Source organism: Knoellia subterranea KCTC 19937 (genome assembly GCF_000768685.1).
GTDB lineage: Bacteria > Actinomycetota > Actinomycetes > Actinomycetales > Dermatophilaceae > Knoellia > Knoellia subterranea.
This window is the reverse complement of sequence record NZ_AVPK01000001.1, coordinates 120,738-136,847: the sequence shown is the minus strand read 5'-3', so window position 1 is coordinate 136,847 and position 16,110 is coordinate 120,738. Positions and strand designations below refer to the sequence as shown.

General features: G+C 69.3%; 18 protein-coding genes. 11 read left to right on the top strand and 7 right to left on the bottom strand.

Annotated elements, in window-relative coordinates:
* Nucleotides 1–3: 3 nt before the first annotated feature.
* Genes N803_RS00685 through N803_RS00675 form a run of 3 tightly spaced genes read right to left on the bottom strand, consistent with a single transcriptional unit; the run spans nt 4 to nt 2,364 of the window.
* A complete protein-coding gene (locus N803_RS00685) occupies nt 4–594 on the bottom strand; it encodes an NUDIX hydrolase (RefSeq protein ID WP_245616927.1) in 591 nt (196 codons plus the stop codon).
* Nucleotides 591–1,406, bottom strand: coding sequence for a tyrosine-protein phosphatase (locus tag N803_RS00680; protein WP_245616925.1), 816 nt, complete (start codon nt 1,404–1,406; stop codon nt 591–593). Before N803_RS00680 ends, N803_RS00685 begins: the two co-directional genes overlap by 4 nt.
* A gap of 19 nt (nt 1,407–1,425) precedes the next feature.
* Nucleotides 1,426–2,364: an ornithine cyclodeaminase gene (locus N803_RS00675; RefSeq protein ID WP_035901730.1), complete on the bottom strand. Its 939-nt coding sequence runs from the start codon at nt 2,362–2,364 to the stop codon at nt 1,426–1,428.
* A gap of 284 nt (nt 2,365–2,648) precedes the next feature.
* Here N803_RS00675 and N803_RS00670 point away from each other — a divergent pair, with 284 nt between their 5' ends.
* From N803_RS00670 to N803_RS00660, 3 genes are all read left to right on the top strand, one after another.
* Nucleotides 2,649–3,050, top strand: a complete 402-nt coding sequence (locus tag N803_RS00670; protein ID WP_035901728.1) for an aldehyde dehydrogenase family protein — start codon at nt 2,649–2,651, stop codon at nt 3,048–3,050.
* On the top strand, nt 3,007–4,230 hold the full coding sequence (gene hemW, locus N803_RS00665) for a radical SAM family heme chaperone HemW (protein ID WP_035901726.1): 1,224 nt from the start codon (nt 3,007–3,009) through the stop codon (nt 4,228–4,230). The genes N803_RS00670 and hemW overlap by 44 nt, the downstream gene beginning before the upstream one ends.
* A 101-nt stretch (nt 4,231–4,331) precedes the next feature.
* On the top strand, nt 4,332–5,105 hold the full coding sequence (locus tag N803_RS00660; protein WP_052111556.1) for an SDR family oxidoreductase: 774 nt from the start codon (nt 4,332–4,334) through the stop codon (nt 5,103–5,105).
* Between the two features lie 91 nt (nt 5,106–5,196).
* On the opposite strand, the gene N803_RS18675 is transcribed toward N803_RS00660, so the two are convergent.
* A complete protein-coding gene (locus N803_RS18675) occupies nt 5,197–5,733 on the bottom strand; it encodes a DUF4870 domain-containing protein (RefSeq protein ID WP_052111555.1) in 537 nt (178 codons plus the stop codon).
* Between the two features lie 246 nt (nt 5,734–5,979).
* A complete protein-coding gene (locus N803_RS00650; protein WP_035901724.1) occupies nt 5,980–6,852 on the bottom strand; it encodes a DUF3097 domain-containing protein in 873 nt (290 codons plus the stop codon).
* Nucleotides 6,853–6,922: 70 nt separating this feature from the next.
* Here N803_RS00650 and hrcA point away from each other — a divergent pair, with 70 nt between their 5' ends.
* The 3 genes from hrcA to N803_RS00635 are packed head-to-tail and all read left to right on the top strand — an operon-like array spanning nt 6,923 to nt 9,933.
* A complete protein-coding gene (gene hrcA, locus N803_RS00645; protein ID WP_035901722.1) occupies nt 6,923–7,954 on the top strand; it encodes a heat-inducible transcriptional repressor HrcA in 1,032 nt (343 codons plus the stop codon).
* Nucleotides 7,955–8,014: 60 nt separating this feature from the next.
* Entirely contained in the window at nt 8,015–9,148 is a 1,134-nt protein-coding gene (dnaJ, locus tag N803_RS00640; RefSeq protein WP_035901721.1) for a molecular chaperone DnaJ, read from the top strand.
* 32 nt (nt 9,149–9,180) lie between these two features.
* A complete protein-coding gene (locus tag N803_RS00635; RefSeq protein ID WP_035901720.1) occupies nt 9,181–9,933 on the top strand; it encodes a 16S rRNA (uracil(1498)-N(3))-methyltransferase in 753 nt (250 codons plus the stop codon).
* 68 nt (nt 9,934–10,001) lie between these two features.
* On the opposite strand, the gene N803_RS00630 is transcribed toward N803_RS00635, so the two are convergent.
* On the bottom strand, nt 10,002–11,087 hold the full coding sequence (locus N803_RS00630) for a Gmad2 immunoglobulin-like domain-containing protein (protein ID WP_035901719.1): 1,086 nt from the start codon (nt 11,085–11,087) through the stop codon (nt 10,002–10,004).
* Nucleotides 11,084–11,617 (bottom strand): SigE family RNA polymerase sigma factor, encoded by a 534-nt coding sequence (locus N803_RS00625; protein ID WP_245616923.1) that lies wholly within the window; start codon nt 11,615–11,617, stop codon nt 11,084–11,086. Before N803_RS00625 ends, N803_RS00630 begins: the two co-directional genes overlap by 4 nt.
* Nucleotides 11,618–11,676: 59 nt before the next feature.
* Here N803_RS00625 and N803_RS00620 point away from each other — a divergent pair, with 59 nt between their 5' ends.
* Genes N803_RS00620 through era form a run of 5 tightly spaced genes read left to right on the top strand, consistent with a single transcriptional unit; the run spans nt 11,677 to nt 15,923 of the window.
* Nucleotides 11,677–12,033, top strand: a complete 357-nt coding sequence (locus N803_RS00620; protein ID WP_035901714.1) for a histidine triad nucleotide-binding protein — start codon at nt 11,677–11,679, stop codon at nt 12,031–12,033.
* A gap of 26 nt (nt 12,034–12,059) precedes the next feature.
* A complete protein-coding gene (locus N803_RS00615; RefSeq protein WP_035901712.1) occupies nt 12,060–13,181 on the top strand; it encodes a PhoH family protein in 1,122 nt (373 codons plus the stop codon).
* Entirely contained in the window at nt 13,178–13,645 is a 468-nt protein-coding gene (ybeY, locus tag N803_RS00610) for an rRNA maturation RNase YbeY (protein ID WP_035901710.1), read from the top strand. Before N803_RS00615 ends, ybeY begins: the two co-directional genes overlap by 4 nt.
* Before the next feature lie 51 nt (nt 13,646–13,696).
* Nucleotides 13,697–14,998 carry a hemolysin family protein gene (locus tag N803_RS00605; RefSeq protein WP_035901709.1) on the top strand — a complete coding sequence of 434 codons (1,302 nt, stop codon included), beginning with the start codon at nt 13,697–13,699 and terminating at the stop codon, nt 14,996–14,998.
* Nucleotides 14,991–15,923, top strand: a complete 933-nt coding sequence (era, locus tag N803_RS00600) for a GTPase Era (protein ID WP_035901706.1) — start codon at nt 14,991–14,993, stop codon at nt 15,921–15,923. Before N803_RS00605 ends, era begins: the two co-directional genes overlap by 8 nt.
* Nucleotides 15,924–16,110 lie beyond the last annotated feature (187 nt).

The window sequence follows — 16,110 nt, the reverse complement described above, 5'->3', positions numbered from 1 at the left end:
TGGTCAGGTGGGGGAGACCGTCGACTCGTCCACGTGACCGAGGTCGAACATTGCTGCAGTGACAGCGCCATCCGGACCGATCTGGCCCCAGATCGTGAGGAGGTCGCGGGGCCAGATGTCCTCGTCGGTCGACTCGAGTTCGGCCCTGGTCCACCAGTGGTGGGCCGTCATCGTCGCGATCTCATCCGCGGTGTGGCCTGCCGTCGAGACGTCGAACGGCTCGCACCGCACGAACCAGAAGAGCTCGTCCTGGGTCGTCACGACATCGCTGTAGCCGTGGACGACGACCCGCTCGGCCAGCGGTCCGACGAGGTCGGTCTCGGCGATCATCAGGCCGGTCTCCTCGGCGACTTCGCGGACGGCCGCCTCGAGATCGGTCTCACCCGGGTCGACCCCGCCTCCCGGAGTGATCCAAAAGGTCGGCGTCGGCGCGAGTCCGGGGTCGCTGTCCCGGAAGAGCAGGAGCCGGTCGGACGTGTCGACGAGCAGGACCCGCATCGCGCGCCGTCGGTTGCGTGAGCGGGTGTCGTGCTCGGGGGCGTCCACGATGGGACGCGCGCGCCGGTCCGGCCGGGACTCCGGGTCGTGCGTCACGTCGTCAGCCTCGCCCGCAGGCGCTCGATGTCGGCGTCGCTCCAGCCCTGCTCACGCAACCATCCGGGGGCGCCACCGAACTCGCTGTCAAGGGTCGACAGGATCGTCCGCATCGTTTCCGGACGTGGTGCCTCGTCTGCGAGGCTGCGGTTGCGCAGGGCGTCGCCATAGAGGGGCCTAGGCAAGAGTCGTGCCATGATCGGCTCGATCCGCTCGGCCGACAGGGCATAGTCGTCGACGATCAGATCGTGAGGAACGCCGGCAGTGTCGAGGGCGAGGGCCACGACAGTGCCGGTCCGGTCCTTGCCGGCTGCGCAATGGACGATCGTCGCGCCAGTGCTCCGAGAGATGACATCGAGTGCCGCGGAGATGGAGTCGGGCCGAGCGGCCAGATAGCGCAGGTAGTGCGCTGCCCAGAACGTGGCGTCGCGCACGGGGCGATCGGATTGAGCAGGAAGGGCCAGCGCCTGCTCCCCAGTGACGGGCCGATCTCCACCGAAGAGCGAGTGGTGATGGTGCGTCAGCGACTCGAGATGCCAGAGCGGGCTCGGACCCTCCGTGCTGAGTTCGGTGTCGCTGCGCAGGTCGACGATGTCGCTCACACCCAGGACCTCGACGACCTGCCGCACGTCGGCCTCGCTGAGGTCCTGGAGGTTGTCCGAGCGCAGCAACCGGTGCGGTTGGATCACGCCTCCGTCGCGCGTCGGCAGCCCACCCGAGTCGCGCATGTTGACGACCCCGTCGAGCTCGACCCACCGGTCCGTGGATGGCTGGAGAGGTGGCAGTTCGTCCCCGCTGTGCGTCTGGCTCACGTCCGCCATCGTAGATCGCTCACATGTCGACGAGCTGACCAGTTCCTGACGCTTCGGCGAGCGCGGCGATCGCGTCGGCGACGACGAGGTCGGTGATGCCCGTGCCGAGGTTCTGCATGACGAGTCGTCCTGTCGGCCTGGGCGCGTGGACCTGGTGCCCGGTCCAGGTGGTCGGCGTCGGGTAGCCGTCGAGCTTCCCCCGTACGGCTCGCACCGCCGCGAACTGGTGCGGGTCGTCGGCGGCCAGGACGGCCGTCTCGGCGAGGTCCGCCCCGATCGAGCTCGCGTAGTCGATCGGGAGCAGGAGTGCGTCGTCCGTGGGCCACGTCACCGGGATCGTCATGTCCGTGAGTCCGATGGACAGTCCCGTGATGACGACCTCCTTGTCCCGGACGGCCGCCTCGCGGGACGGAGAGGCAATGACGCGTATGCCGGGTGCGTGCGTCGCGAGGTCGCTCACCAGGCCGTCGATCGCTTCACGACGTCGGGCCCACACATGGACCTCGGAGTGGCCGAGCGCCTCGAGGACGCGAAGGTGCGAGCGGGCCTGGAGGCCGGCGCCGACGTAGGAGATCGTTGCGCCAGGCGGGGCGAGTGCCCGGATGCACGCGCCGGTCACTGCGGCCGTGCGCACGGCCGTGAGTTCGTGGGCCGGAAGCATCGCACGCGGCACACCTGTGTCTCCGTCGTTGACCACCATGACGCCACTTGCTGTGGGAAGGCCGCGCACAGGGTTGTCCGGGACGACGCTGATCCACTTGCAGCCCAACAGGTTTCGCTCCGGGTAGGCCGCGGGCATGGCGTTGGCGAACATGCCGGGGGACGTCCGAACGGTGGGCTTGGGTGGGACGTCCGCTCGCCCCTCGGCCAGAGCGGACAGGGCGTCCTCGACGAGATCCACGACCTCCACGAGGGGTGGCAGGCAGGTGCGGACGTCGGCGTCGGTGAGGATGCGCACGGTCGCCAACCTAGTCGCGACGGGTCCCGCATCGGAGGGGAAATGTCCCGGGCAAAGGTGAGGGCCTCGGAAAGTATGAGTTTCCGAGGCCCTCGACAGATCATGAACCGAAATTCTTGATCCGACGCTCTCACCGAGGTGAGTGCGTACGAACAGTTCTAGTCGGGGTCCGGTGAGTTGGCAACCCCTGGAGCCGAAACTCCCCACATTTTCTGGTCTGGTCGGCGTGTCGCGCTGGACACGCCGATTGTTCACCGGAGGTCCCGGCCCTCGGTGTGGGGTGTGTGCGTGGTCCAACCTTCGGGCCCGCCTGCTGCGAGGAGATCTTCGGTCCGGTCTGTGTCGTCAACCGCTTCGACTCCGAGGACGAGGCGGTCGTGCTGGCCAACGACACCCGCTACGGGCTCAACGCCATGCTCTTCACCGAGAACCTGTCGAGGGCCCATCGTGTGTCGTCCCGCCTTCGGGCGGGCACGGTATGGGTCAACTGCTTCTTCATCCGCGACCTCCGAACGCCCTTCGGCGGAGTGGGTGACTCCGGCGTCGGACGGGAAGGTGGAAACTTCAGTCGCGAGTTCTTCACCGAGCCCAAGGCAGTGGTGATGCAGATCCAGCGGTGGACCCGATGGGAGACTCTTGGGCATGCCGAGACTGCCCGATGGAGATCCCGCACCGCCCACGGGTGACCTTCCGTCGTCGGCGCTGCACGGCCTCGGTGAGCGCCCCTTCGGCGTCTACCTGCACGTGCCGTTCTGCCGCGTGCGCTGCGGCTATTGCGACTTCAACACCTACACGCTGACCGAGCTCGGACCCGGGGCGAGCACGGCGTCGTTCGTCGACACGGCGCTGGCCGAACTCGACCTGGCCCGCGACGTCCTCGGCGATGCCGCGCCTCCGGTCGACACGATCTTCATCGGCGGAGGAACTCCGACGATGCTCGCCGCAGCCGATCTCGTGAAGGCCGTGGACGGCATACGGGATCGCTTTGGTCTGGCCGACGACGCGGAGGTGACAACCGAGGCGAACCCCGACTCGGTGACTCCGGAGTCGCTGCGCGAACTCGCCGACGGCGGGTTCACGCGCGTCTCGCTCGGCATGCAATCGGCTGTGCCCCACGTCCTCGCCACGCTCGACCGGACGCACGATCCAGAGGGTGTCGGTCGCGCCGTGGCCGCCGCGCGCGACGCCGGCCTCGTGACGAGCGTCGACCTCATCTACGGCACGCCGGGGGAGTCCATTGAGGATTGGCTGACGAGCCTCGACGCGGCGATTTCCCTTGAGCCAGAACACATTTCGGCCTACGCGCTGGTGGTCGAGGAGGGCACGAAGCTGGCGACACAGGTGCGCCGTGGAGAGGTCCAGCGACCTGATGACGACGACGAGGCAACGAAGTACGAACTCGCCGAGGAGGTCCTCTCCGGCGCCGGTTTCGACTGGTACGAAGTGAGCAACTGGACCAGGACCCTGTCCGGGCGGTGCCGCCACAACGATGGCTACTGGACCGGCGGGGACTGGTGGGGCGTCGGTCCCGGTGCGCACAGCCATGTCGGCGGCGTGCGGTGGTGGAACGTCAAACACCCCAGGGCGTATGCCGGCCGGCTGGCCGAGCGCACGTCTCCCGCTGCGGGGCGTGAGACCTTGACAGCAGAGCAGCTGCGTGACGAGAAGGTGCTCCTTCAGGTCCGCGTTCGGGACGGCCTCGAGATCGACGCGCTGGACGAGACCGGACGCAGGGCAGTGGCCGGGCTCGTGGCCGACGGGCTCGTCGATGGGGCGGCGGCCGTGCGGGATCGCCGTGTCGTGCTCACGCTCCGAGGTCGACTTCTCGCCGACACCGTCGTGCGACGCCTCCTCGGCGTGAACTGACGTCCGCGCCTGCGTCAGGGCTCGGCGGAGGAGTCGACGTGGGCCGGTCCGCCCCGCGGCACCCACTGGGCGTCTCGGCCGCCCTCTCTAGAGTGGCGCGCATGAACGCGCCCACCACCCCGGTCCGGCGGCTCGAGGGCCGCACCGCCATCGTCACCGGAGCCAGCCGTGGCATCGGCCTCGGCATCGCGGAGCGCCTCGTCGCCGAGGGTGCGCGGGTCTGCATCACGGCCCGCAAGCAGGAGGCGCTCGACCAGGCCGTCGACGCCCTCGGCGGAGCGGACGTCGCCATGGCGGTTGCGGGCCGCGCTGACGATCCGACGCATCAGGACGAGGTGCTGGCCGCGGTGGCCGAAAGGTTCGGACCCGTGAACCTGCTCGTCAACAACACCGGCATCAACCCGGCATACGGACGGCTGGTCGATCTCGACCTCGACGCGGCCCGCAAGATCGTCGAGGTCAACTGCATCGCGGCGTTGTCGTGGATCCAGAAGGCCGTCGCGGGCGGTCTCGAGGAGCGCGGAGGGGCGATCGTCAATGTCTCGTCCGTAGCGGGGGTGCGACCGGCGCCCGGCATCGGGTTCTACGGTGCGAGCAAGGCGATGCTCACGCACCTCACGGAGGAACTCGCCGTCGAGCTCGGACCCACGGTCCGCGTCAACGCCGTCGCGCCGGCGGTCGTGAAGACCCAGTTCGCCACCGCGCTCTACGAGGGGCGTGAGGAGAAGGTTGCAGCGGGCTACCCGCTGGCGCGACTGGGTGTGCCCGAGGACATCGCCGGGGTCGTGGCGTTCCTGCTCTCCGACGACGCTGCCTGGATGACGGGGCAACTCGTCGTCGTCGACGGTGGGCTGCTGCTCAAGGGCGGCGTCTGACCCCCCACGCCACTCCTTGCGCTGTTGGGACCGAGTATTCGGTCCCAACAGCGCAAGAAGTGCGTCGGTCTGGCTCAGTGAACCGATCGGCTCACTTCACGAACTGGTAGGCCAGCGGCGGGTCCCAGAGCTCGCCCTTGTTGGCCTTCATCGCGCCGATGATGTGGACCACGAAGGCCCAGACGTTGACGGCGATGAGCAGCGGGATGCCGATGATGGCGCCGATGACCGTGATGATGAGGAACCACGAGACGAGGTTTCCGATGCCAGCCATGATCTGGACGTTGAGCGAGTTCGCCGAGTGCTGCCGGACGAAGTCGCCACGCTCCTTGAAGAGCAGATAAACGACGAGGGACCCGACGAAGCCTGCGACACCGGCGCTGAAGATCATGGCGCCCAGTCCGATGAGGTGACTGAGCATGCCCCACTGGCGCTGCTGTGCCGGGTCGAGAACCTGCTGGCCGTAGGCCGTGGTCTGACCGGGCGGGACCTGCCCCGACCAGGGCTGGCCGGTCGGCTGCTGGTACGGCGGGGGAGTCGACGCGCCCTGGGCGAACTGCGGGTCCTGGGGGCTCTGCGGGATCTGGGGGTTCTGCCCCTGGAACTCGGGCTGAGGGGTCGTGGTCATGGTGTCCTCCTTCAGGGGACGAGGTGCTGTCATCCAGTGAAACCCATGGCCACGCCGATTCATCCCCTCTTGAGGGTGGAATCAGGGTGCGGTCAGGGGCGACCCTGCCGAGGCGAGCCGCACCGAGAAGGTGAGCGGCCGGCATACCGGGTGCTGTGGGCGACCGGAGGGAACGTGAGGGGTCCGGAGGGCTATGAAGCCTCCGGATCCCTCACCTGCCCTCATGGGGAGCAAAAGTTGGGGCGGTCACGGGGCGGTGACGAAGTCGATGAGCTCCTCGACGCGGCCCAGCAGGGACGGCTCGAGATCGGCATAGGTTCGGACGGTCCCGAGGATCTGCTTCCATGCACGGGCGATGTCGGCCTGCGACTCGTGCGGCCAGCCGAGGTGGGCGCAGATGCCGTGCTTCCACGACGTGCCGCGCGGGATGACGGGCCACTGCTTCATGCCGAGACGTTCGGGTCGCACGGACTGCCACACGTCGACATAGGGGTGGCCGACGATGAGGACGTGCGGTGCCCACGGCTGGAGGCGCGACGCGGCCTCGACGACGCGCGTCTCCTTCGTGCCCGGGACGAGGTGGTCGACGAGCACCCCCATCCGCTTCTCCGGCCCGGGCGCGAAGTCGCGGATCGCGGCCTCGAGATCGTCGACCCCGTCGAGTGGTTGGACGACGACGCCCTCGATGCGCAGGTCGTGTCCCCAGACCTTCTCGACGAGTTCGGCGTCGTGCGTGCCCTCGACGAAGATGCGCGAGGCGCTCGCGACCTTGGCCGGCGCGTTGGCGACGGCCCGCGAACCGCTCGCGGTGCGGGAGGCGGCCGCCCGTGCGGCCGTGAGCTGCGCCGTCGCTGCGGCCTCGGGCCTGGTGAGGGTCACTGGCCGACCATCGACGTGGAAGCCGGGTCCCAGGGGGAAGGCTTTCGTGCGTCCGCGCCGGTCCTCGAGGTGGACGACGTGTATGCCGCCTGCTTTCTCCACGCGGACCACCGCACCGACCCACCCGGTCTCGACGTCCTCGACGACCACGCCGTTCTCAGCGGCCAGAGGCGTGGAGCGGCCGCCACGGGGCGCCTTCCAGTCGCCGGCGAGCACGTCCTGTCCGTAGCGATCCGTCACCTGCGCGAGGGTAGACGTAGAATTGGCACTCACCAAGCATGAGTGCCAGTGGACCGGGAGGTGTCGGGGAATGAGCGAGGATCGTCGGCTCGCGGTGCTGCGCGCGATCGTGCAGGACTACGTCGAGACCTCCGAGCCGGTCGGATCCAAGGCCCTGCTCGAGCGTCATCGGCTGGGTGTCTCCGCGGCCACGGTGCGCAACGACATGGCGGCGCTCGAGGAGGAGGGGCTCATCGCGGCCCCACACACGAGCGCCGGCCGCATCCCGACGGACGCCGGCTACCGCTTCTTCGTCGACCGCCTCAGTGGCGTCAAGCCGCTCAGCAGTGCCGAGAAGCGGGCGATCGCGACGCTCCTCGACGGCGCGATCGACCTCGACGACGTCGTCGACCGCACCGTTCGGCTGCTCGCTTCACTCACCCGTCAGGTGGCGGTGGTGCAGTACCCGTCGCTCACCCGGTCGTCGGTGCGTCACATCGAGCTCGTCCCGCTCGGCGGCACGCGCCTGCTCGTCGTCCTCATCACGACGACCGGACGGGTCGAGCAGCGGATTCTCGAGACAGGCCTCGACCTGACGGAGGAGACGGCGGAGCGGATGCTCGCGTCGCTGCGCTCCGACGTCAACGGCGCCACGGTCGGCAAGACGTTGGCCGACGCGGCGGGTGGACTGGGCGAACTCCCCACCCAGGTGGACCCGGCTGCCCGGGGGCTGCTCGCCGCCATCGCCGCCGAGCTCACGGAGGTGCTCGTCGAGCAGCGCGAGGAGCGAGTCGTGCTGGCCGGCACGTCCAATCTCATCCGCGCCGGTGAGGACTTCTCCACGTCGATCGGGCCAGTGCTCGAGGCGCTGGAGGAGCACGTCGTCCTCCTCAAGCTCCTGGGCACGGTGACGGAGCAGGGTGACACCGTGGCGGTGCGCATCGGCGCCGAGAATCCCTTCGCGGGGCTCCAGTCGACCTCACTCGTCACGACCGGCTACGGCGCCGGCTCGGACCTCGTGGCCGGGCTGGGCGTCGTGGGACCGACACGCATGGACTACCCGACGACGATGGCGGCCGTGCGTGCCGTCGCGACCTATGTCAGCCGGATCCTCGCCGACTGACGCAGCTGAACCCCTGACCCGTGTGACCGCAACAGATTCCAACGAAGGACGTCCACCACAGTGAACGACTACTACGCCGACCTCGGCGTGGCCCGCGACGCTACCGCCGACGACATCAAGAAGGCCTACCGTCGTGCCGCCCGCAAGCTCCACCCCGACGTCAACCCCGGCCCCGAGGCCGAGGAGCAGTTCAAGAAGGTCTCGCAGGCCTATGACGTGCTGTCGGACCCGGCGAAGAAGCAGAACTACGACATGGGCTCCGACCCCTATGGCGGCGCCGGAGCCGCCGGTTTCGGGCAGGGCTTCTCGTTCAGCGATGTCATGGACGCCTTCTTCGGTCAGGGGGCCGGGCAGGCCCAGGGGCGCGGCCCGCGGTCGCGCCAGTCGCGTGGTCAGGACGCTCTCGTCCGCCTCGACCTGGACCTCGCCGATGCCGTGTTCGGCGCGGAGAAGGAACTGACGATCGACACCGCCGAGGGGTGCTCCACGTGCCACGGGGCCGGCACCCAGCCCGGCACCGGCACGCGCACGTGCGAGGTCTGCAAGGGGCAGGGATCCGTTCAGCAGGTGCAGCGCAGCTTCCTCGGCCAGGTCATGACGTCGCGTCCCTGCGTCAACTGCCAGGCGACCGGCCAGGTGATCGAGAGCCCGTGCTACGAGTGCTCGGGTGACGGTCGGGTCCGGACGCGCCGCACGATGACGATTCGCGTCCCCGCCGGCGTCGACACCGGCACGCGCATCCAGCTCGCCGGTGAGGGCGAGGTCGGCCCGGGCAATGGCCCGCAGGGCGACCTCTACGTCGAGGTCGCGGTGCGCCGTGATCCCCGGTTCCAGCGGCAGGGCGACGACCTCCACGCGACCCTCGAGCTGCCCATGACGGCGGCCGCGCTCGGTGCCACCGTCCCCTTCGAGACGTTCGACGGCGTGCAGGACCTCGAGGTGCGCAGCGGGATCCAGTCGGGCGAGCAGATCCGCCTGCGCGGTCTCGGCGTGACGCACCTGCGTGGTTCGGGACGCGGCGACATCATCGTCCACGCGATGGTGCAGACGCCGACGAAGCTCAACGCCGAGCAGGAAGACCTGCTCCGGCAGCTCGCCAGGCTGCGCAACGAGGAGAAGCCGACCGGTCGCGTTGCTGACCCCGGTGACGGGTCGATCTTCGGCAAGCTGCGCGACGCGTTCAAGGCCCGCTGACCTCGCATGGCTGGTAACACGGGGAGGCGCTCGTGAGCCTGCACCTCTACCTCGTCCCGGCGGGTGCGCTCGATGGGATCCGCGAGGGCGACGTCGTCGTGCTCGACGGGCCCGAGGGCCGTCACGCCGCCACCGTGAAGCGCACCCAGCCGGGTGAGCGACTCCGGCTGGCCGACGGCGCCGGCCGGGTCGTCACCGGCGAGGTGGTCTCCGTCGAGAAGGACCGGCTCAGCCTGCGTGCCGAGACCGTGGAGGACCAGCCGGAGTCGTCGCCACGGTTCGTACTCGTGCAGGCCCTCGCCAAGGGCGACCGGGACGACCAGGCGATCGAGGCCGCGACCGAGTTGGGCGTCGACGAGGTCGTGCCGTGGCAGGCCGGTCGCAGCATCGTCCAGTGGCGCGGGGAGCGCGGCGAGAAGGCCCGCGGCAAGTGGGACGCGGTGCTGGTCGCGGCGACCAAGCAGTCCCGTCGCGCCCGCCGCCCGGCCCTGGCGCAGACGGCGACGACGGCGGATCTGGTGCGCCGCATCGAGGCGGGGGCGACGGCCTACGTCCTGCACGAGGACGCCACCGAGCCGCTGGCCGCCCTGGCCGCCGAGCAGCTCCCCGCCGACGGCGACGTCCTCGTGATCGTTGGCCCCGAGGGCGGCGTCGCCCCGGAGGAGCTCGAGGCCCTGCGTGCCGCCGGTGGTCGCGTCGTCCGCCTCGGCGACACCGTGCTCCGCTCGTCGAGCGCCGGCCCGGCCGCCCTGGCCGTCCTCTGCGCCGCGTCCCGCTGGCGCTGAGCCCTGCCGTGTGGCTGAGCGCGAGCCAGGGCTCGCCCTCAGACGCACAAGGCAAGGGTGGCGGCGGGTCAGCGCACGGTGAAGGTGACGAGGCGCTCCGACATCACCGAGCTGTCGGCCATGGACGTCGTGAAGGCCCGGAAGGTGTAGGTCCCGGCCGCGACCGGCCCGAGGTCGACGGAGTAGGTCCCGCGTGACGGGGCGCCGATCGAGGCCGTGGTGAAGCCGTTGTCGACGACGTCCGATCCGCGCCGCAGCTCCCACTCGACGTTGGCCTCCCACGCGACGGCCTGACCGCGGACGGTGATGGCCCGACCGGCGCTGAGGGCAGCTCCGGGGGAGGGTGTGTCGATCCAGATGTCGGCCAACGCATCCGGGGGAGTGGCGGCGCGCGTGAAGGGCTTCGAGGAGTCCAGCTGGCCGAGGAGTGTGTCGCCGGCAGCGGGGACGATCGACACGGGCACGTCCCCGCGGCCGACTGCACCTTGTGCCGTCCAGACGAGGGCGTATGCCGCCAACCTCGCCGCCTCGACAGTGGGCGCCGCCGCGCCAGGGCCGCTGAGCCGCAACGTGATCGAGTCCCGAGTGACGTCCCAGTCCACCAGCGACGTACCCCGCCACAGGTCGGTGCGCGTCAGCGCCTCGATCACAGCGCTCTTGACCCGAGCGTCCTCCGAGGCAGGAATCGTCACGGACCGGTACTCCCGCACCAGCCCAGGCCGATCGCTCGCCCCACCGTTGCTGCCGACGCGGTAGATCGCCTGTGCCACAGCGGAATTGCCCGTTTCGCCGGGCGTCCCTGACGGATTGTTCTGGCTCGGGGACGTCGAGGGCGGAGGCGTGCTGACGCCGGTTGTCGGACTGGGCGCCGGCTCGGTGACGCCCGGGCTCGTGGGAGCCGGTGTCGACGTACCGCCCGGCAGCGTCGAGTCGGTGTCGGGTTGGGCGGCCCACACGACGCCGGCCACGACCGCCGCCGCCGCGGCCACGCCCGCGGCCGCCAGCCATGGACCCCGTGAACGCGACGTCTCCACCGCCGAGGCCTCGTGCAGGATGGCGTCCAAGCGGTCGGACGGCTGGATCTGCCGCGCCCGCGTGGCGAGTGCCTCGCGCAGTTCGCGCTCGGTGTCGGACGGGTCGAGGTGGGTGCTCATGGCCGCTCCTCCATCTGGATGCGCAGGGCTGCGAGACCCCGGTGGGCGTGGGCCTTGACCGACCCCGGAGCGATCCCGAGCGTCTCGGCGATCTGGGCCTCGCTGAGGTCGAGGTAGTAGCGCAGGACGAGCACCTCACGTTGTCGGTCGGGCAAGGTCTGGAGACGCGCGAAGAGATCGGCCGAACCCGCGGTGGCGATCACGGAGTCCTCGGCGCTGACGGCCGTGAGTCGGCGCGTGGAGTCCCGCAGCGAATCGAGGTAGCGCCGCTCGACGTTGTGGTGCCGCAGCGCGGAGCGCGCACCGTTGACGACGCACTGCCGCAGGTATGCCGTCGCGCGGCCTTCCTGGACGTCGCTCCACTTGCGATGGAGCGAGATGAAGGCATCCTGGGCGATCTCCTCGGCGAGGAGGTCGTCGTGCACGAAGAGCCAGGCGAGCCGAACCATGGGACGCCACTGGACGGCATACAGGGTCGACACGCCGTCATCGGCGGCCGCACGTGCTGCAGCGTCACGTCGGGTTCCCACGGGTGTCATTGTCACGCCGGTGAGACGCCCTGGGGCGGTGATCGGTTTACTGTCGGAGCATGTCCGAAGCGCCGACTCCGTCCGACTGCCTCTTCTGCCGGTTCGTTTCCCGCGAGATTGAGCCCGACGTCGTCGCCGAGACCGACCGCAGCCTCGCCTTCCGCGACATCAACCCCCAGGCGCCGACCCACGTCCTCGTCGTCCCCAAACGGCACGTCGAGAACGCCGGTGCGCTCGCGGTCCACGCCGAGGAGCTGGCTGACGTCGTGAGCCTCGCCAGGGACGTGGCCGCGGCCGAGGGCCTCGACGGCGGCTACCGGCTGGTCTTCAACACCGGGGCCGAGGCGGGCCAGACCGTCTTCCACGCGCACCTGCACGTGCTCGGAGGCCGGTCAATGCAATGGCCTCCCGGCTGACGCGAAACCGTAGACTGGGGGACAACATGACAGACGCACCGCATACCTCCAGGTCGGGCGAACCTTCGACCCACCTCCCCGTCCACACCGTCACGATCCCCGCTGACGTGCAGATGGTGTCCCTGCTCGGCCCGAGGGACGAGTTGCTGCGCACCATCGAGCGGCAGTTCCCGCTGACGTCTATCCACGTGCGGGGCAACGAGTTCCACATCTCCGGCACGAGCGCGGAGGTGGCCCTCGTCGAGCGCGTCATCGATGAGCTCCTCGCCGTCATCGAAGGTGGACAGGCCCTCAACGCCGATGCCGTTGACCGGTCCATCGCGATGCTGCGAGCCCAGACGACGGAGCGGCCCGCCGACGTCCTCACGATGAACATCGTGTCCTCGCGCGGACGGACGATCCGGCCCAAGACGCTGGGCCAGAAGCGCTACGTCGAGGCGATCGACGAGCACACCATCACCTTCGGCATCGGGCCCGCCGGCACCGGCAAGACCTACCTCGCCATGGCCAAGGCCGTTGCGGCGCTCCAGGCCAAGCAGGTCAACCGGATCATCCTCACCCGACCGGCCGTCGAGGCGGGGGAGCGGCTCGGCTTCCTGCCGGGCACCCTCAACGACAAGATCGACCCCTATCTGCGGCCGCTCTACGACGCCCTGCACGACATGGTCGACCCGGACTCGATCCCGCGGCTCATGGCAGCCGGCACCATCGAGGTCGCGCCCCTGGCGTTCATGCGCGGTCGATCGATCAACGACTCGTTCGTCATCCTCGACGAGGCCCAGAACACCACGCCCGAGCAGATGAAGATGTTCCTCACCCGCCTCGGCTTCGGCTCCAAGATGGTCGTGACCGGTGACGTCACGCAGGTCGACCTGCCGGGTGGGACGACGAGCGGGCTGCGCATCGTTCGCGACATCCTCACCCAGGTCGAGGACATCCACTTCGCCGAGCTCACCGCTCAGGACGTTGTGCGCCACCGCCTCGTCGGCGAGATCGTCGACGCCTACGGTCGGTGGGACGCGGAGCAGCACGGTGGCGGACCGAAGCGACCGACACGGGTGCGCCGCACGCCGCCGGCGAGCACCCGGCATACCCGAGATGGTGGCGACGCCGTCGCCGAGGTGACGCACACGGAGGGTGACGCGTGAGCATCGACGTCCTCAACGAGACCGAATTCCGGCTCGACGAGCTCGAACTCGTCGCGTGCGCCCGTTACGTCATGGGCGAGATGAAGGTCCACCCGCAGGCCGACCTCTGTCTGCGGCTCGTCGACGAAGCGGCGATGGAGACCCTCCACGTGCAGTGGATGGACCTGCCGGGGCCGACCGACGTCATGAGCTTCCCGATGGACGAACTCCGCCCGGGCAGCGATGACGAGGACCCCGAGGAGGGCGTCCTCGGAGACATCGTGCTGTGCCCGAGCGTGGCCGAGAAGCAGGCCGCCGCGGCAGGGCACGCGACCGAAGAGGAACTTCTGCTCCTCACGACCCACGGCATCCTGCACCTCCTCGGCTACGACCACGCCGAGCCCGAGGAGGAGAAGGAGATGTTCGAGCTGCAGCGCCAGCTCCTCCTCACCTTCCTGGCGACGAGGGGCCGAAACGGTGCCTGACCCAGCCAGTCCCGACGTCCGCGTGATGTCGGGACCCGGGAGGGCCGAGCGATGACCAGACTCGTCGTCATCAGCGTCCTCGGACTCGTCCTCGCCTTCGTCCTGTCCGCCGCCGAGGCCGCGCTGTACCGCGTGTCCCGCGTGCGCGCACAGGAACTGCTCGACGAGGGACGGGCCGGGTCTCGATCGCTGGCCACGGTGGTCGCCGACGGACCGGCCTATCTCTCCGTCCTCGCATTCGTCCGCGTCATCGCCGAGATGACGACGGCCGTCCTCGTCACCGTGGCCGTGCACCGCACGGTCGACGGCACGTGGAAGCCACTCCTGATCGCCATCGCGATCCTCGCGGTCCTTTCCTTCGCGCTCGTGGGCGTCTCGCCCCGCACCCTCGGCGGGCAGCACGCGAGCAGCGTCTCGCTCCTCGCGGCACCCGTGGCGATCTGGCTTCGCCGCGTCCTCGGGCCACTGGCCCGTCTCCTCGTGCTCCTCGCCAACGCGGTCACGCCTGGGCGCGGGTATCGGGACGGGCCGTTCGAGAGTGAGTCCGAGCTGCGCGACCTCGTCGACCTCGCCGGCGAGTCCTCGGTCATCGAGGCCGAGGAGCGCCAGATGATCCACTCGGTCTTCGAGCTGGGCGACACCGTTGCCCGTGAGGTCATGGTGCCGCGGACCGACATGGTGACGATCGACGGCGACCGTGAAGCCCGCAAGGCGATGAATCTCTTTCTCCGCAGCGGTTATTCACGCATCCCGGTGACGGGAGAGGACTCCGACGACGTCCTCGGCCTCCTCTATTTCAAGGACGTCGTGCGCCGAGTCACCGCCGACCCGGCGAGCGCCACCACTCCGGTCGCCGAGCTCATGCGGCCGATGCCGTTCATCCCGGAGTCCAAGCCGGTCGATGCCCTGCTCCGGGAGATGCAGCGCGATCAGACGCACTTCGCCCTCGTCGTGGACGAATGGGGTGGAACCGCCGGGCTGGTGACGATCGAGGACATCATCGAGGAGATCGTCGGTGAGATTGCGGACGAATACGACCGCGAGACACCCGATCTCGAGGATCTCGGCGACGGGCGCTGGCGCGTCGACGCGACGATGGACATCGATGACCTCGCCGAGGAACTCGGTGTGACGATCGACGAGGACGAGGTCGACACCGTGGGTGGCCTCATCGGCAAGACCATCGGCCGTGTCCCGATCCTCGGTTCGACGTGCGAGGTCGCCGGCCTGCGCCTCACCGCCGAGCGGATGGCCGGTCGACGCCACCGCATCGCGACGGTCATCGTCGAACGCATCGCCCCCGCCGCACACGAGATGATGCAGGCAGCCGACTCCGGGAGTTCCCATGACTGATGACACCGCTGCCACGCCCTACGTTGCGGGATTCGCCTGCCTGGTGGGACGACCCAACGCGGGCAAGTCGACCCTGACCAACGCCCTTGTCGGCGACAAGGTCGCGATCACCTCGAGCAAGCCGCAGACGACGCGGCACACGATCCGAGGCATCGTCACGAGTCCGACGAGCCAGATCGTCCTCGTCGACACCCCGGGCCTGCACAAACCCCGGACCCTGCTCGGCGAGCGACTCAACGACCTCGTGCGCGAGACGCTCCTCGATGTCGACGTCGTCGGCTTCTGCCTCCCGTCGGACCAGCGCATCGGTCCGGGTGACCAGTTCATCGCCCGCGAACTCGCCGAACTGCGTCAGGCCAAGCGGACCCCCGTCGTCGCCCTCGCGACGAAGTCGGACAAGGTCGACCGCAAGCGCCTGGCCGAGCACCTCATCGCCATCGACCAGCTCGGGGACTGGGCCGAGATCGTCCCGTGCTCCGCCACCAAGGGGGACCAGGTCGACACGGTCGCGAGCGTCCTGGCGAAATACCTGCCGCCGTCGCCGGGCCCCCTCTATCCCGATGACGTCCTCACCGACGAACCGCACGTCGTGATGATCGCCGAACTCGTCCGCGAGGCCGCCCTCGAGGGAGTGCGCGACGAGTTGCCCCACTCGCTTGCGGTCGTCGTCGAGGAGATGATCCAGCGCGAGGACCGGCCCGCGGACAAACCCCTCATGGACGTGCGCGTCAACGTCTTCGTCGAGCGCTCGTCCCAGAAGGCGATCATCATCGGCCGCGGTGGATCGCGCCTGCGCGAAGTCGGTGCCACGGCCCGGGCCGGGATCGAGAAACTGCTCGGACAGCGCATCCACCTCGACCTCCACGTCAAGATCGCCAAGGACTGGCAGCGCGACCCGAAACAGTTGCAACGACTGGGTTTCTGACCTCGCGAAGGTGAGCGGACGGCATACCGGAATGGTCGTTCGCCGCGTCCGTCACCGTCTTTGGACGCGTCCGTGAGGACGCCCACCTGCACCCCTCAGGTTGAGATCGAGCGTCATGTTCGGCATGGTGGACAGGTTGCAAGAACCTGAAGCTGGCGGCATCTGAGCCGCGTACGTGACTGACGAG